Genomic DNA, 22,373 nt, shown 5'->3' with positions numbered 1-22,373 from the left:
CATCCCCTGGTTTAGCGAGTCGCGATGCGATTTTAGTAAAAAATAGGGTAAAACCCAAGAAAATGTTTGCGGATCTGATATCACCTGATATCATGCGGGAGTCGAAATGGACTTCCATGACGTCAAACGTTCTTTGGACTTTGGCGCCTTATCCGAGCGTGGAAATCTCCTCCAATCAGCCGCCAGCATGCACTGCCCATTTTTCGAGCGATCTCCACTCAGAGAAGACGAAGTCGTAAGCAAGGATGCACAAAAGGGAGACCGCGCCGAACGACGTTTGAAGAATTGTAGACGGGGTAACTGGAAACGTAGCGACGATCGCCGACAAGATTCTAGTGGAGTTGGTGCGCATGGCGCATCGTTTGCATTGTAAGTTTTGCCCGATTTTTCCTAACGATTGCCTGGAGTCTGGTTTCGCTCTTGGAAAGAGTGAATCGTAACGAGGCGCAGCAAAGCGAATGGTCGTAAGACGCCGCTTCTAGGTGGAGTGAGGATCGCTAAGAGGGCGATTTTTTAAACAGGTTAAGATATCAGCTGACATCAAGTTTGCTGCTTTACCCCAGAAATACGAACGCCGTTGGCGCGTGAATGGTCATCGATTTTCATCATTCAAGTTTTCCCAGGAGTCGATTCATGAAACGAACTCACGGTTTTACGCTGGTCGAACTGTTGGTTGTCATCGCGATCATCGGCGTCTTGATCGCACTGCTGTTGCCGGCAGTGCAGCAAGCGCGCGAAGCGGCGCGGCGGTTGCAGTGCAGCAATAACATGAAGCAATTGGGGCTGGCGCTGCACAACTATCACGACACCTACGGCCGATTCATGTCAGGCGGTTGGGATATTGATGGGATCGCCGGCTATTCGATGGGATGGGTTCCGCGTCTGTTTCCGTTTATGGAGCAAGGGGCTCGTTGGGACGCGATGGAGTCGCTGAACAATAACTACGTGATTACTCGCAGTCCGTTCCGATATCATGACCAAGATAATCCTATCTTTGGCGCGGTCCCGGGGATTTGGTGTTCTTCGTCTGCGATCGGCGAAGTCGCTTCGGACCAAACGACAACTTCGTCGCTTCCGTACCAGGACATCCAAGGTTCGCTGCACTATCGCGGCTGCTCGGGTTCGATCGATGTCGACTATCAGGCCGGTTCGTCCTCTGGAAGAGAATACAGCGCCTCGGGCGTGATCTATCCCAAAAGCCAAACTCGCATCGGGGACATCCTTGACGGGACTAGCAATACGATTTTGTTGGGCGAAACCTCCAGCGCCGAAGGTTGGTCGGCATCTAGCCCCAACATCGTTTCAGGCTTGACCGGTTTAAAGCCGTGGGTCTTGGGGTTCTATCGATACAGTTCCACATCGTGGCTGACGATCGACCATAAGACGATTCAGTTTCCGATCAACTACCAAGGGCAGTTTGGTTACAACTTGACGCCTTACGCCAGCTATCATCCCGGCGGCGCCATGTTCGCTAAGTGCGACGGCAGCGTCTCGTTTTTCGCCGAAACGATGAGCCTCGATACGTTGAAGTACTACGGAACCCGCAAGAATGGCGAGGTCATCAGCGGTCAATAAATAGGAATCCGTAGCGACACTGGTTACAAAATGTTATCCCTCCTTCAATCTTTGCGTGGTGCGCGATCATGATTCAGTCAAAAGTCATCGCGACTATTTTTGCCGTAGCGGTTTTCGCTTCCAGCGGTTGCGGGCCAAGTGGTCCGGACATGGGGCATGTATTTGGAACGGTTACGTATGAAGGGAAACCGTTGCCGACCGGTACGGTTTCTTTCGTGCCGGAAACGGAGGGGCAGCCGATGGCGTTTGCCCAGATTCAAGCCGACGGAACTTACGAGGCCGCGACCAAAAGCTTTGGCAAAGGAGTTCCGGTCGGCAATCATCGCGTGATGATCACGGCGATGAAGGATGGCGGTTCCGGCGAAGGGGGCAGCCTGATTCAGTTGATTCCAACTCGCTACGGCGGAGACCGCATGTCGGGGCTGAAGGCCGAAGTTCAAGAGGGCGAAAATCAGATCGATTTCCAGCTTGAAAAATAGAAACATCTTCTCGAACGTACTTTTCTCTTCTTTCTTTTCATTTCCGAGGTTTGCTCATGAAACGTCAACGCGGATTTACCCTGGTTGAACTTCTGGTCGTCATCGCGATCATCGGCGTCTTGATCGCACTGCTGCTGCCGGCCGTGCAACAAGCCCGCGAAGCGGCGCGCCGGATGCAGTGCAGCAATAATTTGAAACAACTCAGCTTGTCATTTCACAACTATCATGACACCTACGGCAAATTCATGCCGGGCGGTTTAGACGCCAATATCAACTATCCCTTGGGGTGGGTTCCGCGGTTGTTTCCCTTCTTTGAGCAGGGAGCCCGCTATGATGCGATGGATGCGCTTTACGCCAGCTATATGATGAACCGCAGTCCGTATCGGAGCCATAATCAAACGAATCCTATCTTCGGTCCCGTTCCTTCCCTTTCGTGCCCGTCGTCGCCGCTGGGCGATACGGCGTCCGATCATCCGATTACGACCAATTTTCCTCATACTCAAGTCCAAGGCGCGTTGCACTATCGCGCCAATGCTGGTTCGTTCGATGTTGATTTTCACGCGCCTGCCGATTCGTCGCGCGATGGTTATGTCTCTTCTGGCGTCGTCTATCCGGAAAGCAAGGTTCGATTTGGCGATATCATCGATGGCACGACCAATACGCTCTTGCTGGGCGAATCGTCAAGTACGAAGGGATGGACGACGTCACGTGCGCAAGGCTTTGGCGGCATCAAGCCCTGGGTCTGGGGATTTTATCGCTACAACGCGACCGATTGGCTGATGATCGACCACAAGATGGTGCAATTTCCGATCAACTACTCTGGTTCATTCACGACTAATAATACTCCGTTTACTAGCTATCATCCTGGGGGAGCGATGTTCGCCAACTGCGATGGCAGCGTGATTTTTCTGCCGGAAACGATCAGCCTCGATACGTTCAAAACGCTGGCTACTCGCAAGAATGGGGAAGTGATTTCAGGGCTTTAGACCAATTCGGGTTGTGGACCAAATGCGGCGTCGAATTGGCGACGCCGTCACAACGAGATTTTCTTTTGCCGGTCATGTACCTTTTCTGAGGAAGTTGTTGATGCTGTATTCAAGATTGATGAGCGGATTGCTCGCGGCGATCGTGTTGACGCAGGTAGGCTGCGGTGCGCGTGGTCCAGAAATGGGAGATGTTACGGGAACGGTTACCTACAAAGGAAAGCCGCTGCATACGGGAACCATTACGTTTATTCCGGAGGAGGAAGGACTGCCGTTGGCCTATGCCGAGATACAATCGGATGGCGTCTATGAGGGTTTCACAGAGGAATTTGGCAAAGGCGTTCCGGTCGGCAAGCATCGCATTATGATTATGGCCGTTCAAGAGAACGGCCCCGAGGCGGCGGCGATCGCGTTATTGCCCCCAAAATATGGCAGCGATCGGCAGTCGGGTTTGACGGCCGAAGTTGTCGGCGGTGAAAATAAGATCGACTTTACGCTCAAGTAACGCGACGATAAAACAGAAACGCAACTCACCCACTTCGAATCACACCTCCTTGTCGATCAAGATCCAACGGGTCTTGGTCGATCACTTCGTTTAAAGGCGAGCACGGAATGTCGGAAGCGACGATTGAGAAACAAAGCGGATTTTCATTTTTCCGGATCGTAAAAGCGATTGGACCGGCGATCATTGTCGCTTCGGTCGTATTGGGACCCGGCAGTATTTTGTCGAACTCGAAAGTCGGCTCGGCATACGGGTACGACATGATCTGGGTCTTGGGAATCGCATCGGTTTTTATGGCGCTGACCGTCTTTTTGGCGGCGGTCTTGGGGATCAGCTACCAGCACACGCCGTTTACCGAGATCGCCAATCGGTTAGGGCGACCTGTTTCGGTCGTGATCGGACTGGTCTTCTTTCTCATCACCAGTTGTTTTCAATTCACCAATAACCTGGCGATTATTGATGTGGTGAATATCGCTACGGGGTCGTTAAGCGCCGAGTCTGGAGGCCCCACTTTTTTGGCGCAGTTTGGTTCGCTCATCGCGATCGTGTTGGTCAACTTGGGGTTGATCTGGGCGTTGTACGGCAGCAGCACGCCGTATCGTTTTATTGAAAAGATGATGATGCTGATGGTCGGCATCATGCTGTTGGGGTTCGTGGTCAATTTGGTGGTCGTGCAACCGTCGATCACCGGCATCTTGGGCGGCATGGTTCCGAAGCTGCCGGCCGGGGGAACTTCGCCAGAGAACATCGTCATGCTGCTTGGAATGTTCGGCACCACCTTTTCGATTGCAGGCGCCTTCTATCAGATTTACGCGGTCCGCGAAAAGAATTGGAAACATGATGATCTGGCGAATGGAATCGTCGATTCGATCGCCGGTATCGCCGTGCTGGGAGGCATCAGCTTTATCATCATGGTCACTTCGGCGGCGGTCCTTCAAGGAGTTCAACTCAACAACATTACCGATGTAGCGAAGCAACTAGAGCCGTTGATCGGCCCGCAAGCGAAGGTGATGTTTTGCATTGGTCTGTCGGCCGGAGCATTCAGCTCGCTGTTGGTCAACGCATTGATCGGCGGAACGGCGCTGAGCGATAGTTTGGGAATGTCGGCCAGCGTCAAAGACGCGCCTGTCAAGGCGCTGACCGTCGCCGGACTGATGATCGGCATGCTAGTCGCGATTGCGATCAACTGGCTGGAAATGTCGAACGTACAGTTGATTGTCACCGCGCAAGCGTTGACGGTCATCGGCGTGCCGCTGTTGGCGTTCGCGATGCTCTTTTTGTCGATTCAACTAAAACCATCACGTCTGAAAGTGGCCGCCTGCTGCATCGCCACGGCGTCGCTGATCTTGGCGATTCTCTTGTCTGGCCGAATGTTGATGTCGCTGATTCAACGGATGATGGGGTAGGGCGGGATCTGTGCGTGTATCTTTCGTAGCCCGAAACGCGAGTTTTGAGGTTGAGTTATTTTGCAATTCAAGAAGAATAGAACACGGATACCACGGAAGGAGCACGGAAAAACACGGCCAGAATCAACCGAAAATCGTCACACTAGCCCGCAGCGCGAGCGAGGGAATAGGGTTGGCGATCCTAACACGGATTGAAGTGGCGAACCGTATTCCCTCGCTGGCGCTGGCGGGCTAGTGTTCGATGGATTCGAAATAGCGCAACTTCAAAGCTCGCGCTTCGGGCTACGAAGAGGGCCGACTTACGTTTTTGACGCTTCAAAGATTGATTGAATAGACGCACCCAGCGTCGCGTCAAACTCGGCGTCTGACTGCTGGGCCGATAGTCCTTCGAGCAACGCTCGCGAGAAACTGGCGATGACGCCGTGATTGCGCTGCAAGATAGCGTTAGCTTCCTCGCGTGCGTAGCCGCCAGAGAGCGCGACGACTTTGAGCACGCGCGGATGCTGGACGAAGTCGGCGTAAAAATCATCTTGGTTGGGGAGCGTCAGTTTTAACATCACATATTGCCCCTCTGGCAACTGATCGAGCTTGGCGGCGATACTCTTTTTGAGCAGCGCTTCGGCTGCGGCTTTGTCGGGGCAATGAATGTCGACTTCCGGCTCGACGATCGGGACGAGTCCGGCGTTGATAATCTGGCTGGCGATTTCAAATTGTTGATCGACGATCGCCTGGATACCGGCTTCGTCAGCGTGAGCGATAACCGATCGCATCTTGGTGCCAAAAATGTTTTTGGCGACGGCGCGTTGCAACAACGAATCAAGCTGGGGCATCGGCTTCATCATTCGGACGCCGGACTGCTCTTCGGCGAGCCCTTTGTCGACCTTCAAAAACGGAACGACGTTCTTCACGTTCCAGAGGTAGTCGGCGGTCGGCTGTCCGGCAATTTCTCGATCCATCGTGTTTTCAAACAGGATCGCGCCCAAGATCCGCTCGCCCGTAAAACTGGGACTGGTGATGACCCGCGATCGCATCTGGTGGACCAGGGCAAACATTTCCTCATCGCTTGACCATGCGTCCTTCTCTACTCCGTAGCCATGCAGTGCGGTGGGAGTACTGCCGCCGCTTTGATCCAACGCCGCGATAAAGCCTGGCTGCGTTTTGATTTTTTGGAACTGTTGCTCGTTGCCGACAAACGTGCTCATTGCGCCACCTTGAAAATTGGGACTCGGTAGGGATCATCCATGGACTAGCCTGATTCTATCGTAGTGGAGGCGTTCTTTGCGAATGAGAATGGCGAAGCAACACGAGCGATTTAGATCGCGTCCCATTTGCGATACGGCTGATAGCCGTAGTACTTCGGATGATCATCCAGTCGCACATGCAGCCAAGAGACGCCGGCGCCGGCGGTGCTGAGCCAGACAGGGCGATCTCCCAGACGTCGGGTCATCGCTTCGCCCACTTCTTGCCAGAGGGCCAACCGTTGTTGTTGCGGCGCTTGCCGAACGAAGGCGGCCAAGTGCCCGTACGCCGATTCGTCGGCCATCGGCGTAGGCGCGACCAACAGCGCATTTCGCCCTAGATTAGCGAATGTGGTGATTGGCTCATCCGACTTTTCAAAATGTTCTGCAAAGAGATGCGGCTCGGAAGGGCGCGCAAGATTGGGACTGTTGAGCAGGACGAATTCCCAAGGGCGATCGGTCGTCACATGATCGATCGGAGGAGTTTCCCAACGAAACGCCGAGAAGGGAGCTTCCGCAAGTTCGTCGCAGAGCCAGTCCGAAAACTCGGCATCGCTGCGCCATGCTTTGATCGCATCGGCGTAACTGAGCGGCTGCGAGTCGCGGTGAACGAAATATCGTCGACCACGAAGGCCCGGCAGGTCTTCCGTTTCGGCATTCCAACGCATGGGAAAGTTTCCTTCCGTCAAAGGAGAAACCGACTTCCTGCGGCGATCGAGGACGCTCCCTCATGATATCGATCGGCGGCGCGATTTCGCAGCAAGTTTCTCGAAAATTCCCAGAATCGGCGGACAAAACGCCGCGAACGCAAGAATGCGTTGGAGACCGATTATTTTCTGTTGTTAGAAGAGCAGCGGAGAAAAATCGAAATTTCACGACTGGATCGCGTCCCTATCTTTCACGAAGAATCGACGTACGTATTCGCCAGCGCGACCAATCGCTGTTGCATCTCGCGAGCAAAATACCAGCCGACGATCGGCGTCATAAACCAATGGAACCAGCGCGGGTTGGCCGTCAACGAGTAGATAAAGCGGATCCTCGTTTGCTCCGATTCCAACTCTTCAAAACGCCAGGAGCCTGCGAACTGACGAATGAACCAGGGGCCGCGCGTCATTTTCACCGCGCAAGTCCGGGGGCGCTGAAACGAAACATACTCGGTCTCCATTCCTATTCCATTGTGGGCGACGCACCATGCTCGCACGCCAACATCAGGGGAGGTCGTCCCATCCAGTAGTTCGGCCGATTTGAGAAACGGGTCCCAATCCAAGCGGCGATCGTAATCTTGCGTCCGATCAAACCAATCTGCCGGCGAGCCACGAACCAAAATGCTGCATTGAAAGTTCATCGGACTTTCCTGGTTATTCAAATGGCCGCATGGTTATTTCGTGCCGCACCCACGTGCCGCCGCTCCATCTTTGTGCGAAGCGAGCGTCTCGCCTTTGGATTTTCCTCAGATCTTGTAATGGGGCCGATCGGCGGAGAGGGTGCGCCTATTTTCCTGACATCAGGAGAGAAAAGAAACACAAGAAGAGCGAATTTTCTGGATGAAAGCGAGTCAGAGTCTCAAAACGAACGAATTCTGGCTACAAAGGCAGGATTCTCGCCCCAGCTTCCCGGGTTTTCTAGATCCAGACACGTGCAAGTTGCCCGCGAATTCGGTAAAACTTTTGAAATCGACTACGATAGATACCGTGACCGGATGGCCCCCAAGCTTGCTGCATTCAGGCGATCGCTTCCATCATCCGTCACTTCCCATCGTTTCACACCAAAGGAACCTCACTCCATGTCTAAATCCGGTCAAACATCACGCCGACAGTTTCTCGAAGGTATGGCCGCCGCTGGCGCCGCCGGCGTTTTGCTGTCGCCTAGCGCGCAAGTGTTCGGCGCCGATTCCCCGAACGAACGTCCAGTGTTTGCGACCATTGGTCTGCGCAATCAAGGGTGGGGAATCACCAGCAAGTCGTTAGGTCTGGCGGATTTTGTCGCGCTGGCCGACGTCGATTCCAACGTGCTTGGTACGAACGTCAATCGCGTGAAAGAGAGACAAGGGAAAGCGCCGGACGCTTACAAAGACTATCGCAAGATTCTCGATCGCGATGACATTGACGCGGTCATGATCGCAACCCCGGATCACTGGCACACGAAGATCGCGGTCGAAGCGATGCTCGCCGGCAAAGACGTCTATTGCGAAAAGCCGCTGACGTTGACCATCGACGAAGGAAAGCTGATCGAGAAGATGGTCAAAAAGACCGGTCGCGTCTTCCAGGTTGGCACGATGCAGCGCACCGAAAGCAATCAGAACTTCTTGAAGGCGATCGCGCTGATTCGCGCCGGTCGCATTGGGAAGGTCAAAAAGATCACGTGCGGCATCAACGGAACCTCTGGTTCTCCCGAGATTCCGGTCGCATCGGTTCCGGCCGAGTTGGATTGGGATTTCTGGCTGGGCCCGGCCCCCAAGGTCGATTATCGCGCCTTGCCCGAGATGCGCAAGGGTTACGGCGGCGGCGTGCCGTTGTATAGCAACTGCCATTATTCGTTCCGTGAATGGCACGAATATGCCGGCGGTAAATTGACCGACTGGGGCGCTCATCATGTCGACATCGCATGTTGGGCTTTGGGCGAAGAAAACAACGGACCGAGCAAAGTTTCGCCGGTTTCGTACAGCTTGCCGGTCGAGTACAAGGATGGCTATCCGCTGGTCCACGATCGCTACAATGTTGCGACGCAGTTCCGCATTCAGGTCGACATGCCGAACGACGTCGAGTTGTTCATCACCAGCGAAGGGGACAACGGAATTCTCTTCGAGGGGACTGACGGTCGCTTCTTCGTCAATCGCGGCAAAATTACTGGAGCGCCGGTCGAAGCGCTAAAGGAAAACCCATTGCCGGAAGACGCGATCGAAGAAGTGTACGGCGGTAAAGTGAGCTCGAACCACACCGCCAACTTGATCGAAGCGATGGAGTCGCGCAAGCAACCAATCTCCGACGTTTGGTCGCACAATCGCATGCTGGAGATCTGCCATCTCTCGAATATCTCCATGCGTCTGGGACGAGAACTGAACTGGGACCCGACCAAACGAGAAATCGTGGGCGACGACCAGGCCAACACGTTCCTCGCGCGAGAAAATCGCAAAGGATTTGAGATCAATATGTAGTCCGCACTTGCTCGGACAAATTGGTTCCATCAAGAAGCCGCTGGTGATTTCACCAGCGGCTTTTTTGATGGGCGAATGTTCGCTCGGTTCGAAAAATGTGCAATTTCAAAACGCATCAGCAAGAGAACGGCGGTAGGCTATTTCTGTAACCACGCGCCGAATTTTCGGCATAATCGGTGCAACCGAATTTCTTTTGCGTAGATCTTGCACAGCGACTGCTCGCTCCGTTGCGGTATCTCGCCGAAACGTCTCCTCTTCTCGCAGCATCTTGTTCGTGACCTAAGCTTTTGGGCAATTATTGTCGGTAGTCGTCTTCTCGCATTGGGTGACGATTGGTCAGCAGCGCGGCTTTGCCGCGCGTTCTCACTTAGCACGACGCAAAGGCGTCAGGTACAGGCAGAAATGAATACTTCCAGTAGTTCTATCACGCGCGTCGGTTTGGTTGCGGCGCTGTTGACGGCTCTGATCGCCCAGCCATCGCTGGCTTGCACCGGTTTGCGGCTTGTCTCGGCCGATGGGGGCGCTGTGGTCGGAAGAACGATGGAGTTTGGTTTCGATCTCCAATCCAAAGCGCTCGTCGTTCCGGCCGGTCACCGTTTGTCTAACACGCTCGTCGACCCGACGCAGGGTCTTTCGTACGATGCGAAATATGGCTTTGTCGGCGCCAACGTGCTAGGGATGGAAATGATTGTCGATGGTGTCAATGAGAAGGGGCTCTATGTCGGCTCGTTCTACTTTCCTGGCTACGCCGGTTACGCTCAGCCGGGCCCTGATAACCAAGATCGCGCTTTGGCGCCGGAAGATTACGGCATGTGGCTCTTGGCCAACTGTGCGTCGATCGCAGAAGTCAAGCAACGCTACAACCACGTCGTGCTTGTCCCACGGCCGATTGAACAACTGGGAGGAGACAGTTTCGCCGCCCATTTTGTGGTGCATGACAGCACCGGCGCTAGCGTCGTTATCGAGCCGGTCGACGGCGGGCTCCGCATCTATGACAACCCGCTGGGCGTGATCACCAACTCGCCCACCTTTGACTGGCACCTGACCAACCTGCGCAACTACATCAATTTAACCGTGTCAAATGTGCCGACGGTCAAGTTGGACGATATCGATCTCGCCGGCTTTGGACAAGGCTCCGGCATGCGAGGACTGCCCGGCGATTCGACTCCGCCATCGCGGTTCGTTCGCGCCGTCGCTTATTCGCAAGCGGCCAATCAGTTGAAGACCGCCGAGGAAACGGTCAAGCAGGTTTTTCACCTGATGAACGTGTTCGATATCCCGGTCGGTTCGGTCCGCGATCACGAAGAGAAAAAAGTGAGTGAAGACTATACGCTTTGGACGACGGTCTCTGACCTGAAAAACATCCGCTGGATGTTCCGCACGTACGATGACCAGTCGATTCGCAGCATCGATGTGCGTGCAGCGCTCGACGCCGCAAATGGGAAGTTGCAAGTCATCGAAATGAATGGCCCGCAGCCGATCACCGACGTCTCGACCGACTTCCACTAGAGACGAACGACACGTTGGAAAACTTACAGCAATTCAGGGGGCGACGGTTCTACCGTCCCCCCTCTATTTTTGAATGGAATTAGTGGAATGCTCTGCTTGCTTTGGCGCGGCGATTAAGTCGCTCTCTACGTTCCTACTCTTTGACCGGACGAGTCAGGACGGTAGTCTGGCAGTTGTCTGTTTGTCGGCGAAAATGCTCTTTTGGCGGCTGGACCGTTGGTTTCGGCTGTGATTGCTTACAAAGCGCATGTGCGGCGGTTTTCTACGGCTGCTGAACGTAGCAGTTCGGCGGAATCCAATCATCAGCTTCGGCTTCACTTTCAGGGAAACTTTGGATGCGTCATCAACCTATCGACTCGGGCCTGTTTGTAGAAAATCGAGCCAACCTGAAACAACTTCTACCTGGCAATTCGCTGGCGATCGTCCATGCGAACGACGTATTGCCGACGAACGCCGACGGATCGTTCAAGAATTTCCCCAATACCGATTTATTCTATCTGTCAGGCGTTGAGCAAGAAGAATCCATTCTGCTGCTGTTTCCCGATTCCCCAGAGCCAACCCAGCGTGAGATCTTGTTCGTCCGCGAGCCGATCGAAATCTTGGAAATCTGGGAAGGGCACAAACTGTCGAAGGAGGAAGCGACCCAGGCTTCCGGCGTCACGACCATCAAATGGCTGAGCGAGTTTCCCGGAATTTTGCGCAACTGCATGTTGAGCGCCGAGCAAGTCTTTCTCAATCAAAATGAACATCGCCGAGCCGCCGCCGTCGTCCAAACGCGCGACGATCGGTTTGTGGAAGATTGCCAGCGCCAATTTCCACTGCATACCTATCGCCGTTTGGCGCCGCTGTTGCATCAATTGCGAGCGGTGAAATCAGAGGCTGAGGTTGATTTGATTCGTCGTGCCTGCAGCATCACCAAAGGGGGCTTTGAACGGCTATTGAAGTTTGTGAAGCCCGGCGTTACCGAACACGAAGTGGAAGCGGAGCTTTGGCACGAGTTCATTCGCAATCGGGGAGCGTTCGCCTATTCGCCGATCATCGCCTCGGGCAAGAACGCCTGCGGCTTGCACTACATGCAAAACGATCAGGTCTGTAACGATGGGGATATGTTGCTGTTGGACGTAGCGTCCAACTACGCTAACTACAATTCGGATCTGACGCGCACGATACCGGTCAACGGTCGCTTTACGTCGCGTCAACGCGATGTCTACGACGCCGTATTGCGAATCATGCGGGCCTCGATCGAAGGCGCCGTCGTCGGCAAGATGCATCGCGACTGGCAACACGAGTCGCAGTTGATGATGAACGAAGAACTCGTCAAGCTCGGCCTGCTGACCAAAGAAGAGGTGGCCAAGCATACGCGAGAAGCGCCTGCCTGCAAAAAATACTTCATGCACGGCCTGGGGCATCCGATCGGGCTTGACGTGCATGATGTGGCGCCAGCCAACGTTCCGTTCGCCCCCGGTTGGGTGCTGACGGTCGAACCAGGGATCTACATCCCTGCAGAAGGGTTCGCCGTCCGGCTAGAAAACGATATTCTGATCACGGAATCTGGCCCAATCGATCTGATGGCGGATATCCCCGTCGAAGCAGAAGAGATCGAAACGCGGATGGCGGCGTCCGCGAAATAATTGCGGTATTACGTCAGTCCGACCCCGATAGCAAAGCTATCGGGGTCGATGAGAAGTTCTCCTTTCCCACTTATCGGCACGGGCCTATTCCGCCCGCTGTCTTGGTAGCGCTGACGAAGTTCTGTCGAAGTTGCTCTCTGGTGATCAAGCCGGCCGAAAGAGGCGACAAAACCTCCTTGTCAGAGTCGCCAGAGATCCCCAATAAGGCGGAGTCTTAACGCCTTTTAATGTAGACCAATATCGAGCGGATATAGGCTATTTCCTAGGGTTTCGCGGCTCAATGAAGGCGAACCGAAGGCTGATTCGCCCAGGCAAGTTGGTCAAGGTAGGGATTCTCTGGTCTGTGTCCAATCTTCTGCCGATAAGAATTTTGCCGGCTGTTTCTACGCCTCTACCTTTGCGGTCAATAGCAATTTGGCCGTTGGAGAGGGGGAAAATGAATTTTCCAGAAATTTCGCCGGGTTGAGGGGCACTATTCCTCTCCAGTTCCAGCGTGACGAACTCCAAGTTCTTCCTATTCAGCAGATTTGCGACAATGGCAGGGTGTTCCATGATGCGACAGAACAACTCCATGTGCTTTCTAGCGGCGATGCCCAGGCAGCACGTGATGACAAATTTAGTAGCTTTCATCACGCTGCTGATTTTGTCTGGTTGCTCCATCCCCTGTCTGCGCCGTGCTGATCAGGGTCCAATTTTGCCGCCAGACTTCAACGGGCGAACCGACGCCGAAAACTCCGCTCACATGGGCATCGTTGAGTTTTTTGATGATCCAACGCTGGCCGAACTGCTGACCGTGGGATTGGTCAACAACCAAGAGTTGAAGATCCGGAATCAAGAGATTCAGATCGCCAACAACGAGATCCTCGCTCGCCGCGGCGCCTATCTTCCGTTCATTACCGCCGGCCTGTCAGGCGGCATGGAAAGAACGAGTAAGTTCACTCCGCTGGGCGCGGCGGAAGAGCAACTCACCTATCCTGTTGGTGGGAAGTTTCCGGATCCTCTGACGAACACCAGAATCTCGGCCGACCTGTTTTGGGAACTCGATATTTGGCGAAAACTGCGGAATGCCCGGGATTCGGCGATGCAACGCTATATCGAAGCGATCGAGGCGCGAAATTACTTTGTCACGCAACTGGTCGCAGAGACCGCCAAGAGCTACTACGAGCTGGCGGCTCTCGACAAGCGACTTGTCTTCCTCAATCAAACCATCCAACTTCAACAGCAAAGTTTGGAAGTCGCCAAGGCGCAAAAAGATGCCGCCCGCGGCACCGAGTTGGGCGTCCAGCGTTTTCTGGCCGAAGTTCGCAAGAACGAAAGTCAGTTGTTGATCGTCAAGCAGGACATTATCGAGGTCGAGAACAAGATCAACTTTCTCGTCGGTCGTTATCCTCAGCCGGTCGACCGCCAGGCATGGGACTTTATCAGTCTCGACTCGAGCATGTTGCAAGTCGGCGTGCCGGCGCAACTGCTGCGAAATCGACGCGACATCATCGCCGCCGAACGCGAAGTGGCCGCTTCTGGACTCGATATTATGGTCGCTCGGGCGAACTTTTATCCGCGGGTCGCGATCACCGCCGGCGTTGGCTTCGAGGCCTTCAATCCAAGATATCTGTTTGATCCAGGCGCGTTCATCGCCAATGCCGCCGGCGATCTGGTCGCGCCGCTTATCAACAAGAAGGCGATTCAAGCCGACTACATGAACGCGAACGCTAGACAGTTGCAAGCAGTCTACAACTACCAACGTACGATCCTCAACGCGTTCACCCAGGTCGTGAACAGCATGACCAAAGTTGAGAACTATCGCGATAGCGTCGCGCTGAAGCAGCAACAAGTGAGAGCGCTCGAAGAATCGGTCAGCGTCGCGACGAACCTGTTCCAGGGAGCACGAGCCGAATACGTCGACGTGTTGTTCTCGCAGCGTGACCTGCTGGAAGCAAGAACCGATTTGATCGAAACCAAGCAGCAGCAACTTTCTGCGATCGTCAGCGCTTATCAGGCCCTCGGCGGCGGCTTTTTGGTGACGACTTCCGGCATGGAATTTACCGAACTCTTCTGTCTGCCGCCGCAGATTGATCTGGGCGAAGTGGTGACGCCGCCGGTTCCTGTAGACGCAATCGAGCCGCCGATGTCCAGCGACGAAAATCTGCCGGCGCCGCCGATCCCCCCGGCTCCGGTCGGCGGAGCGATGCTGACGCCAACTTCCTTGGATGCAATCGAGCAGCCTGGGCCGCACAACGTTCGTTTGCAGCAACCCGTGACGCAAACAGCCCTGACGCTTCCACTCGGAGAATCGGACCGGGGCACGCGGATTCCAGCAGCGATCGAGCCGATCGCGACGCCGTTTGAATTGGGAAACCCCTTAAGGCCCTGATGCGATCGGAACGTTCCTGGTATTCCCACAGCCGAGGGGGGATGTCGTATTCGGCGTCGCTTGGCGAACGCCTGGGCGATCGACATGCAGTCTGACGGACTCACCGTTTTCGGAAGACCAAAACGGCCGTAGGGGACCAACGAGGACCGTATTGATCGATCCGCTCAAAAAAATCAGAGAGAACCTTCCTGTCGCGTTAGCCCTCCTTGACCTATGTAAAGGTGATGCTTAGATTTAACCATCTTCTGGCGGCGTAGCTCAGTCGGTTAGAGCAGCGGAATCATAATCCGCGTGTCGGGGGTTCGAATCCCTCCGCCGCTACTTCTAAGCTGTTTCTCAGCTAGGACTTACATCAAACCGGGCGAATTGCATTTCGTCCGGTTTTTTTCGTGGTGTGAACCCAAAGTGTTCCTGGGGCCTCGCTCTCGATAATATCTCGCGATTTCCGCTAAGCGGATTTAATCCGCTTCGACCCAGCTCTTCGCTTTGTCAAGTTCCGTGTGATCGAAATATTGGACCTTGGCCATCGTAAACGGCTTACAGAAAATCGCCATTCCCTGCTCCCATTTCGATTCGCCGACGATCGCCAGGCGTTCGATATCTTTCCAATGCTTCATGTCAAACTTGATGTCATCCCACAGAGCGCCGGCGGTCCAGCCATGGAAGTCGTGCATTTCAAACAAGATCCGCAGCTTGCCATGTTCCTGGACGAGTTGATCGACCTTGGGAGTAAATACGACGTACGACTCTTTGGTCAACTTGCCGGTCACTTTGACGTGCAACAGCTTTCCGCTGGAAATCACTTCTAGGGAGTTGTTCATTCGACGGTCTCCTTGACTCTGAATGTTTCGCGAATGGAATCGACCGGGCCACTTGAGCAGCGACTTCCACCTTTTTAATCTTCCGATGCAGGTACGGGAAGCTTGCGTCGCCAGAAAGTGATCAAGATCGCGTCCTTCTGAATAAAGTCGATTTTAGATTCGCTTCACCGACGTTTTAGGGGGTAAGGTGACAATGCTGACATACGTTTTCGCTACGTTTTATCGGAGAAAACAATGGTCAGCTTTATTGCTCCTGTTCAGATAGCCGCCGTTATAACCGCCGCCGTCTTGGCTTCCCTCTGCATGGCTTTCGCCGCTCGAAGTGAGTAGGAAGGAAGGGGGATTTTAGTTCCGTATCCGCTCAACGGCGAACAGCAGCGCCATCGCTCCTCCTCGTTCGTCGCGGTCGAGTATCGCTGTCCGATCGAAGTAATCCTGCAGCGACTTCATTTTTCCGGTTCCGGTGCAAACGTCGAACAGCACGCCGTCCGTACTGCAGCGTTTTGATACGGCGGACCAGGCTTGATCGACGGCTGGTTGAAAACGTTCGGCGTCGAGCCAGCCGCGGTCAATCCCGCGCTGCAGCGTGAAGCCGATCATGCAGGTCGCGGTCATTTCGCGATAGGCGGAAGGCTCGTCGATCACTTGGCGCCACATCCCGGTTGGATCTTGATGAGGGAGGAGCGCTTCCGCATGGCGTCGCAAATTTCGGAGAAACTCTTGCTTGAGTTCTGTGGCGCGAGACCGGAGTGATTCTACGAGAGAATTGTCGTTCTCGATCGCTTCGAGATCGGTGATCGCGAGAGCTAGTCCGAGCATGGGAAACCCGTTGCCACGTCCCCAGGCAGCTTCGCACAGCGGCGAATGCCGATAGAGACCATCGCTGCGGAGACAATGTTTCTGCATGAACCGCAATTGCCGCTGCGCCATGTTGAGATATTTTTCTTCGCCGGTGAGACGACCGGCGGAGGTGAGAATTGGGCAAGCCATAAAGACGGCGTCACTCATCTCATTGTGAGCAGGCATCGCCGAAAGCGGTTGGCCTTGCGCGTCGAAAGCCTGATCGGCGATGCGGCGGACCAATTCGATCGCGCGAGGATCGCCGGTTTGCTCGGCCCACGCCGCGAAGACCAAGTGGCCAGCATTGACGCTGCCGTTGACCCCTTTCTGTTTCGAGGTCTTGGGAGCGGACGACTTTTTCAGCCAGGGCTCTAGGACTTTCTCGATCTCCGCTGTCGCGTTGGAGTCGTCCAACTGCGCCGCCAAGTCGAGACGGGCCATGATGGCCAGCGCCGGCTGATACATGACGCTCTTCAAATCATGACCGTAAACGACGCCCAGTTGTTCCGCACATTTCGCCGGCGTGCGCAGCAAGCGTTGTCGCAGTTCTGTCCGTAACGGAGAAAATTCTTGCTTGCCGAGAAGGGGAGTCTGTCCCCAAGTGAATGTAACCTTCTGCTGCGTCTGCTCTGCGGCGGGGCCCGTCGTTTCTGAAAGTCGGACCAGCGCGGATTCGACCGTTCCGATGCGCGCCACCGGCTGAACCGTGACCGCTTTCCAGAGCATCGAAGCGTCATTCTGATCGATATTCTCCGGCGTACATTCGATGACAAGATCGGGGCCCAACCAGCCGATCGCGCGCCAAATGGTCGCCGCCGTTCGTTGGTCAGGCGTGTTGTAAGCGGATCCTAATGGAGGATATTTCTGGCCTGGCTCGCAATAAATCATAGCGCAGCGCACGTCTGCTCCGTACTTCTGACGCAGCGTCTTGTGCATTTGCAGCGCATGCCGGCCATGGGGATCTTCGCTGGCAGGTTCGTCGAAAACGACGAAGACCAACGGGCCTGCGGCAAGCGGATCAAGCGTCTGGGCATCGGTCCAGGCGATCAGGCTCTTTCCGTCGTCGTCGCGTCCCAAGATCAACGGCGTCGCTCCGGGCCAAAACGCCTGTTCCGACTTGGACATGGTCGAAGGTTTCTCTTCCGCCTGCGTCGCTTGCAGGGCGAACGCTAGAAAACATCCCATCCAGAGAATTGCGAAGCGAGCTATCAATTTCCGACCTCTGTACGAAATGATCTGTGAGCCGATATCAACCGATTATAGCAAAGGCGTTACGTGACGCTGATCGGGTGGCCCGCCCAGTCTGTCCAAGACTGGTTGGGTTGCTTTAGCAACAAGATGACTCACCATCCGGTCGCGAAGTATCGGAATCGCTTTCCAGCCCGATCAAGAGTTTTCGTTTTTTGGGCAAAATCTGGAGCGGATGGCGCAGCATCTTGTTGCTGTAGCAACCTAACCAGTTCTGAGCGAACTGGTTGGGCCACCTTTTTTCATGAGGGCCGAGTGCATCAGTTGACAGGAATGCAAGGAAACTCTGCGAATCACGAGGATCTGCGCCAAAGTGGCGCTCTCCAGTTAGGCGGTCTACTGATGTTTCTCTCAGCAAAGGAAACGTCGTGAGAGAGGCGAGGCTCCCAATGCTTGGCGTGTGTAGCTCATTTTCGGGGTGACTCTTGCAACGCTCGGCACTATACTGAGGGTCTCGCCACCATTCCTCCCGATTTTCTGTTTGCACCTTCCCCTAATATCCCGCCCGGGTAAACGCAGGTGACTATGATGTCTCGTGGAATCGCCACGGCGTTGCTGTTTGTTCTTTGCGGAACCTGCTCGGCCCAGGCCGAGCTTCATTTCGAATCGGATGTCCGCGGGATCTTCAAGAAGCATTGCTTTCATTGTCACGGCGAAGAAGAGCATGCCGAAGGTGGTCTCGACTTGCGGCTGGTTCGCTGGATGCTTGAAGGAGGCGACTCTGGCGCTGCGATTGTCGCTGGCCAGCCAGCAGAAAGTTTGCTCTACCAGCGGCTCGAGTCTCACGAGATGCCGCCCGACGAAAGCAAACAGCTTTCGCAAGAAGAGTTGACTGTTGTGAAGCAGTGGATTTCGGCCGGCGCCAAAACCGCGCGACCAGAGCCAATGACGCTCGGCGACGAATACCTGATCACCGCCGAGGAGCGAGCTCACTGGTCTTTTCAGCCCATTCAACGGCCGACGGTTCCTGCGGTACAACATGCCGAGGATGCGGCCAATCCGATCGATGCATTTTTGCTGGCCAAGTTGGAGCGGCATGGCCATCGCTTCAGCCCACGAGCGACGCCTGAAAAGCTGGTCCGACGACTGACATTGGATCTGCATGGGCTTTCTCCAGAAGCAGAGTTGGTCGCCGAGTTTTCAGCAAACAGCGGCGAAGCGGATTGGAGTAAGTTGGTCGACAAACTGCTCGCGTCACCGCATTACGGAGAGCGATGGGGACGGCATTGGTTGGATGTCGCAGGCTACGCCGATAGCGAAGGGTATAGCGATATCGACGCCGAACGCCCGCATGCGTGGCGCTATCGCGACTATGTGATTCGTGCGTTTAACGACAACAAGCCGTTTGATCGATTCATTGCAGAACAATTGGCCGGCGACGAATTGATCACCACTCCGCTCAACGATCTTTCTCCCGACGATGTCGAGCTGCTGTCGGCGACCGGCTTCTTGCGGATGGCGCCTGACGGAACCGGCGGCGCCGTCGACGACGTTAATCTGGCGAGAAACGACACGATCGCAGATACGGTGCACATCGTCTCTTCCTCGTTAATGGCGATGACGCTGTCTTGCGCTCAGTGCCATGACCATCGGTACGATCCCATTTCGCATGCTGACTATTTTCGCTTTCGCGCGATCTTTGAGCCGGCGCTCGACTGGCAAAAATGGAAGCGCCCCAACCAGCGTCTTGTTTCTCTGAATACGGAAGCAGATCGCAAAGCGGCCGCCGAGATCGAGTCGGAGGCCAAGTTGATTGACGCCGCTGTCGCCGAAAAGCGAGCCGAGTTCATTCAAGCGACATTCGACGAACAGTTAGAGAAAGTCCCTGTCGAATCGCACGAACTTGCCAGAGCAGCGCATGCGACCGCAGCCGCCAAGCGGACGGCGGAACAAAAGGGGATCTTTCAAAAGTATCCCCATCTCAACGTCACTGCAGGCTCCCTTTATCTCTACAACAAAAAAGCGGCCGACGAGCTGAAAAAAATGGGGGAAGAAGCGGCCAAGATCCGCGCCGCCAAACCAAAGCAGCAGTTCGTTCGCGCACTGACCGAAGTGCCTGGCCAAGTGCCGACGACGCGTCTCTTTTATCGTGGCGACTACGCCCAACCGAAGCAAGAGCTGCAGCCTGCCGGTTTAACGGTCGTCCGCGAAGCAGCCGGTTTAGCGGAGATTCCGGTTCGTTCTTCCAGTTTACCGACGACCGGCAGACGATTGGCCCTGGCCGAATATCTGACCGATCCCAAGCACCCGCTGACGGCTCGCGCGATTGTGAATCGAGTTTGGATGCATCACTTTGGGGTCGGGCTTGTGACCACGCCCAACGATTTTGGCGTCTTGGGAGAACTGCCGACGCACCCCAAACTGCTCGATTGGCTGGCTGCTGAGTTTATCGAGAGCGACTGGGATATGAAACATTTGCATCGACTCATTCTCTCATCGAACGCCTGGCGACAACAGGTTCGCAACAACCCCGCGTTGCAAGAGCTTGACCCCGATAATCATTGGTACGGCGGAGCTCGTTTGCGACGCTTAGAGGCCGAGGTGATTCGCGATAGTCTGTTAAGGATTTCGGGAGAGTTGAATCCCAAGCAGTTTGGGCCGCCGATTCCGGTCATGCCAGACAAGGTGGGGCGGATCGTCGTAGGCAAGGAAAATCTGAACGCTGGGCGCCCTGGAAAAGTCATTGACATGCAGGGAGAGGATCTCCGCCGCAGCATCTATGTGCAAGTTCGCCGCAGCCGTCCCCTCAGCTTGATGGAGACCTTCGACCAACCGGCGATGAGCCCTAATTGCGATCAACGTCGTCCTTCGACCAACGCAACCCAATCGTTGCTGATGTTGAACAGCGAACAACTGATCCACCGTTCTCGTCAAACGGCGGCTCGACTGATTCAAGAGCGGTCCGACGAGCAACAGCAGCAGCTTGAACTCGCGTGGCGGCTGATCTATTGTCGTCCGCTGGAAGCGGCGGAGCTCGCCGGCGCCCAGTCGTTTGTCAACCAACTGACCGAGAGTCTAGCGTCGCAACCCGCCTATCAAACGAAGGGTGACAAGCCGCCGGCAAAATCGGCGGAAGAGGAAGCGTTGGCGGTTTTATGTCAGGTGCTGCTTAGCTCCAACGAATTTCTGTATGTGCAGTAGGAAGCAGGAATAGCATGAATTCTCCACTCGACCACGCAGTTGGAAGTCGTCGGCACTTTCTCGCGACCAGCGCGATGAGCGTCAGTTCGCTGGCCTTCGCCTGGTTTCAGCAGCAAGAAGCGTTGGCGGCCGAACAGTCGAAACCGGCGACAGAGCCGCAGGTATTTGACACCACGCCGAAGGTTCCACCCGCGCCTCCTCAAGCCAAAGCGATGATTTCGTTATGGATGCAGGGAGGGCCAAGCCATCACGACCTGTTCGATCCGAAGCCCGAAATGGCGAAGTACGATGGTCAGGCGTTCCCCGGCGAACTCAAACAAGACAACGCCGCCCAAGCAAGCTCGAAGGTCTTTGCTTCCCCCTGGAAGTTTACACCCAGCGGTCAGTGCGGTATGGAGCTTTCCGAACTGCTGCCGCACACGCAAAAGGTGGCCGACGACATCTGTCTCATTCGCTCGATGAAGACCGGCGTCAACAATCACGGCCAGTCGATCCGCGCCCTGCAAAGCGGCCGAATCTCCGCCGGCCGACCGACGCTCGGCAGTTGGTTGACCTACGCGTTGGGGAGCGCGGCTGACAATCTGCCGGCGTTTGTCGCGTTGATTGATCCCGGTCAATTGCCGGTCTTGGGGGTCGAAAATTGGTCGAACGGTTGGTTGCCGTCGATCTATCAAGGAACGGTCGTTCGTCCGACCGAGCCGCGGATTCTCGACCTGACGCCGCCGACGCATCTGAAGGGAAAAACGCAGACGCAAGCGATCGAATTTTTGCAGAAATTGAATGCGAAGCATCTGGAGCAGTTCTCCGACGTTTCCGATCTCCAGGCGCGGATGGCTAGTTACGAACTTGCCGCCAAAATGCAAATGGCCGCTACCGACGCTCTAGATCTCTCTCAGGAAACCGAGGCGACCAAGAAGATGTACGGCATCGATCAAAAGGAGACCGCCGAGTATGGGAGTCGTTGTTTGATTGCGCGCCGGCTGGTCGAACGCGGCGTCCGCTTCGTGCAGGTCTATACCGCCAATCAACTTTGGGATAGTCACGGCAGCATCATCTCGCGTCTTCCGGCGGCGTGTCAGAAGGTCGATAAACCTTCGGCGGCGCTGGTCGCCGATCTGAGGCAGCGGGGGCTGCTCGATTCGACGGTCGTTCACTGGGGAGGCGAAATGGGACGTCTGCCGGTGGTGCAAAACGACGCCGGCCGCGCGAAGGCGGGCCGTGATCACAACACGCATGGATTCAGCATGTGGGTCGCCGGCGGCGGCTTTCGTTCAGGTTACGTTCACGGCAAGACCGACGAGTGGGGGCACAAAGCGGTCGAGGGCGTGGTCAATCATTTCGACTACCACGCGACGCTCCTCCATCTGCTCGGGCTCGATCATCAGACGATGAGCTTCCGCCGCGGTGAGCGCGAGCAAACGTTGACCGACGGTCAGCCGGCTCAAATCATTCGGGAACTACTCGCGTAAACGCCC

At 55.2% G+C, this 22,373-nt stretch carries 16 protein-coding genes and 1 tRNA gene; 12 read left to right on the top strand and 5 right to left on the bottom strand.

Translation table 11 applies throughout. The annotated features are described in order from the left end of the window. Positions 1 to 633: 633 nt before the first annotated feature. From M4951_RS14980 to M4951_RS14960, 5 genes are all read left to right on the top strand, one after another. Entirely contained in the window at positions 634 to 1,575 is a 942-nt protein-coding gene (locus M4951_RS14980) for a DUF1559 domain-containing protein (protein WP_262022460.1), read from the top strand. A 68-nt stretch (positions 1,576 to 1,643) separates the two neighbouring features. Continuing rightward, a complete protein-coding gene (locus M4951_RS14975; protein WP_262022459.1) occupies positions 1,644 to 2,054 on the top strand; it encodes a hypothetical protein in 411 nt (136 codons plus the stop codon). Between the two features lie 56 nt (positions 2,055 to 2,110). Continuing rightward, entirely contained in the window at positions 2,111 to 3,040 is a 930-nt protein-coding gene (locus M4951_RS14970) for a DUF1559 domain-containing protein (RefSeq protein WP_262022458.1), read from the top strand. A gap of 100 nt (positions 3,041 to 3,140) precedes the next feature. Beyond that, positions 3,141 to 3,542 carry a hypothetical protein gene (locus M4951_RS14965; protein ID WP_262022457.1) on the top strand — a complete coding sequence of 134 codons (402 nt, stop codon included), beginning with the start codon at positions 3,141 to 3,143 and terminating at the stop codon, positions 3,540 to 3,542. A 107-nt stretch (positions 3,543 to 3,649) separates the two neighbouring features. Next, positions 3,650 to 4,945 carry an NRAMP family divalent metal transporter gene (locus tag M4951_RS14960; RefSeq protein WP_262022456.1) on the top strand — a complete coding sequence of 432 codons (1,296 nt, stop codon included), beginning with the start codon at positions 3,650 to 3,652 and terminating at the stop codon, positions 4,943 to 4,945. 299 nt (positions 4,946 to 5,244) lie between these two features. On the opposite strand, the gene M4951_RS14955 is transcribed toward M4951_RS14960, so the two are convergent. The 3 genes from M4951_RS14955 to M4951_RS14945 form a co-directional block, all read right to left on the bottom strand. Further along, a complete protein-coding gene (locus M4951_RS14955) occupies positions 5,245 to 6,147 on the bottom strand; it encodes a fructose bisphosphate aldolase (RefSeq protein WP_262022455.1) in 903 nt (300 codons plus the stop codon). Between the two features lie 110 nt (positions 6,148 to 6,257). Further along, positions 6,258 to 6,851, bottom strand: a complete 594-nt coding sequence (locus M4951_RS14950; RefSeq protein ID WP_262022454.1) for a DUF6940 family protein — start codon at positions 6,849 to 6,851, stop codon at positions 6,258 to 6,260. Between the two features lie 230 nt (positions 6,852 to 7,081). Further along, entirely contained in the window at positions 7,082 to 7,528 is a 447-nt protein-coding gene (locus tag M4951_RS14945; RefSeq protein WP_262022453.1) for a type II toxin-antitoxin system RatA family toxin, read from the bottom strand. Positions 7,529 to 7,966: 438 nt separating this feature from the next. Between M4951_RS14945 and M4951_RS14940 the strand changes: the two genes are divergently transcribed. The 5 genes from M4951_RS14940 (at position 7,967) to M4951_RS14920 (ending at position 15,169) form a co-directional block, all read left to right on the top strand. Continuing rightward, positions 7,967 to 9,337: a Gfo/Idh/MocA family protein gene (locus M4951_RS14940; protein WP_262022452.1), complete on the top strand. Its 1,371-nt coding sequence runs from the start codon at positions 7,967 to 7,969 to the stop codon at positions 9,335 to 9,337. Between the two features lie 402 nt (positions 9,338 to 9,739). Continuing rightward, positions 9,740 to 10,846, top strand: coding sequence for a choloylglycine hydrolase family protein (locus tag M4951_RS14935; protein WP_262022451.1), 1,107 nt, complete (start codon positions 9,740 to 9,742; stop codon positions 10,844 to 10,846). A gap of 335 nt (positions 10,847 to 11,181) precedes the next feature. Beyond that, on the top strand, positions 11,182 to 12,477 hold the full coding sequence (locus M4951_RS14930) for an aminopeptidase P family protein (RefSeq protein ID WP_262022450.1): 1,296 nt from the start codon (positions 11,182 to 11,184) through the stop codon (positions 12,475 to 12,477). A gap of 607 nt (positions 12,478 to 13,084) precedes the next feature. Beyond that, positions 13,085 to 14,848, top strand: coding sequence for a TolC family protein (locus tag M4951_RS14925; RefSeq protein ID WP_262022449.1), 1,764 nt, complete (start codon positions 13,085 to 13,087; stop codon positions 14,846 to 14,848). A gap of 247 nt (positions 14,849 to 15,095) precedes the next feature. Then, a tRNA-Met gene (locus M4951_RS14920) sits at positions 15,096 to 15,169 on the top strand. Positions 15,170 to 15,306: 137 nt separating this feature from the next. On the opposite strand, the gene M4951_RS14915 is transcribed toward M4951_RS14920, so the two are convergent. Both M4951_RS14915 and M4951_RS14910 read right to left on the bottom strand, forming a co-directional pair. Beyond that, positions 15,307 to 15,669 (bottom strand): STAS/SEC14 domain-containing protein, encoded by a 363-nt coding sequence (locus tag M4951_RS14915; RefSeq protein ID WP_262022448.1) that lies wholly within the window; start codon positions 15,667 to 15,669, stop codon positions 15,307 to 15,309. Between the two features lie 345 nt (positions 15,670 to 16,014). Further along, positions 16,015 to 17,634, bottom strand: a complete 1,620-nt coding sequence (locus tag M4951_RS14910; RefSeq protein WP_262022447.1) for a glycoside hydrolase family 88 protein — start codon at positions 17,632 to 17,634, stop codon at positions 16,015 to 16,017. Positions 17,635 to 18,282: 648 nt separating this feature from the next. On the opposite strand from M4951_RS14910, the gene M4951_RS14905 reads away from it, so the two are divergent. Together M4951_RS14905 and M4951_RS14900 are read left to right on the top strand one after the other, a co-directional pair. Further along, positions 18,283 to 20,898 (top strand): PSD1 and planctomycete cytochrome C domain-containing protein, encoded by a 2,616-nt coding sequence (locus M4951_RS14905; protein WP_262022446.1) that lies wholly within the window; start codon positions 18,283 to 18,285, stop codon positions 20,896 to 20,898. A gap of 14 nt (positions 20,899 to 20,912) precedes the next feature. Continuing rightward, positions 20,913 to 22,367, top strand: coding sequence for a DUF1501 domain-containing protein (locus tag M4951_RS14900; protein WP_262022445.1), 1,455 nt, complete (start codon positions 20,913 to 20,915; stop codon positions 22,365 to 22,367). The last annotated feature ends 6 nt before the right edge of the window (positions 22,368 to 22,373 follow it).

The organism is Blastopirellula sp. J2-11, from assembly GCF_024584705.1.
GTDB lineage: Bacteria > Planctomycetota > Planctomycetia > Pirellulales > Pirellulaceae > Blastopirellula.
The sequence above is the reverse complement of the archived record's forward strand: the minus strand, read 5'-3'. Positions and strand labels throughout refer to the sequence as shown.

Excerpts from the sequence above, each read along its gene's own strand:
- M4951_RS14980 (WP_262022460.1), top strand. The coding sequence starts at position 634 with ATGAAACGAACTCACGGTTTTACGCTGGTCGAACTGTTGGTTGTCATC.
- M4951_RS14975 (WP_262022459.1), top strand. The coding sequence starts at position 1,644 with ATGATTCAGTCAAAAGTCATCGCGACTATTTTTGCCGTAGCGGTTTTC.
- M4951_RS14970 (WP_262022458.1), top strand. The coding sequence starts at position 2,111 with ATGAAACGTCAACGCGGATTTACCCTGGTTGAACTTCTGGTCGTCATC.
- M4951_RS14965 (WP_262022457.1), top strand. The coding sequence starts at position 3,141 with ATGCTGTATTCAAGATTGATGAGCGGATTGCTCGCGGCGATCGTGTTG.
- M4951_RS14960 (WP_262022456.1), top strand. The coding sequence starts at position 3,650 with ATGTCGGAAGCGACGATTGAGAAACAAAGCGGATTTTCATTTTTCCGG.
- M4951_RS14955 (WP_262022455.1), bottom strand. The coding sequence starts at position 6,147 with ATGAGCACGTTTGTCGGCAACGAGCAACAGTTCCAAAAAATCAAAACG.
- M4951_RS14950 (WP_262022454.1), bottom strand. The coding sequence starts at position 6,851 with ATGCGTTGGAATGCCGAAACGGAAGACCTGCCGGGCCTTCGTGGTCGA.
- M4951_RS14945 (WP_262022453.1), bottom strand. The coding sequence starts at position 7,528 with ATGAACTTTCAATGCAGCATTTTGGTTCGTGGCTCGCCGGCAGATTGG.
- M4951_RS14940 (WP_262022452.1), top strand. The coding sequence starts at position 7,967 with ATGTCTAAATCCGGTCAAACATCACGCCGACAGTTTCTCGAAGGTATG.
- M4951_RS14935 (WP_262022451.1), top strand. The coding sequence starts at position 9,740 with ATGAATACTTCCAGTAGTTCTATCACGCGCGTCGGTTTGGTTGCGGCG.
- M4951_RS14930 (WP_262022450.1), top strand. The coding sequence starts at position 11,182 with ATGCGTCATCAACCTATCGACTCGGGCCTGTTTGTAGAAAATCGAGCC.
- M4951_RS14925 (WP_262022449.1), top strand. The coding sequence starts at position 13,085 with ATGACAAATTTAGTAGCTTTCATCACGCTGCTGATTTTGTCTGGTTGC.
- M4951_RS14915 (WP_262022448.1), bottom strand. The coding sequence starts at position 15,669 with ATGAACAACTCCCTAGAAGTGATTTCCAGCGGAAAGCTGTTGCACGTC.
- M4951_RS14910 (WP_262022447.1), bottom strand. The coding sequence starts at position 17,634 with ATGTCCAAGTCGGAACAGGCGTTTTGGCCCGGAGCGACGCCGTTGATC.
- M4951_RS14905 (WP_262022446.1), top strand. The coding sequence starts at position 18,283 with ATGATGTCTCGTGGAATCGCCACGGCGTTGCTGTTTGTTCTTTGCGGA.
- M4951_RS14900 (WP_262022445.1), top strand. The coding sequence starts at position 20,913 with ATGAATTCTCCACTCGACCACGCAGTTGGAAGTCGTCGGCACTTTCTC.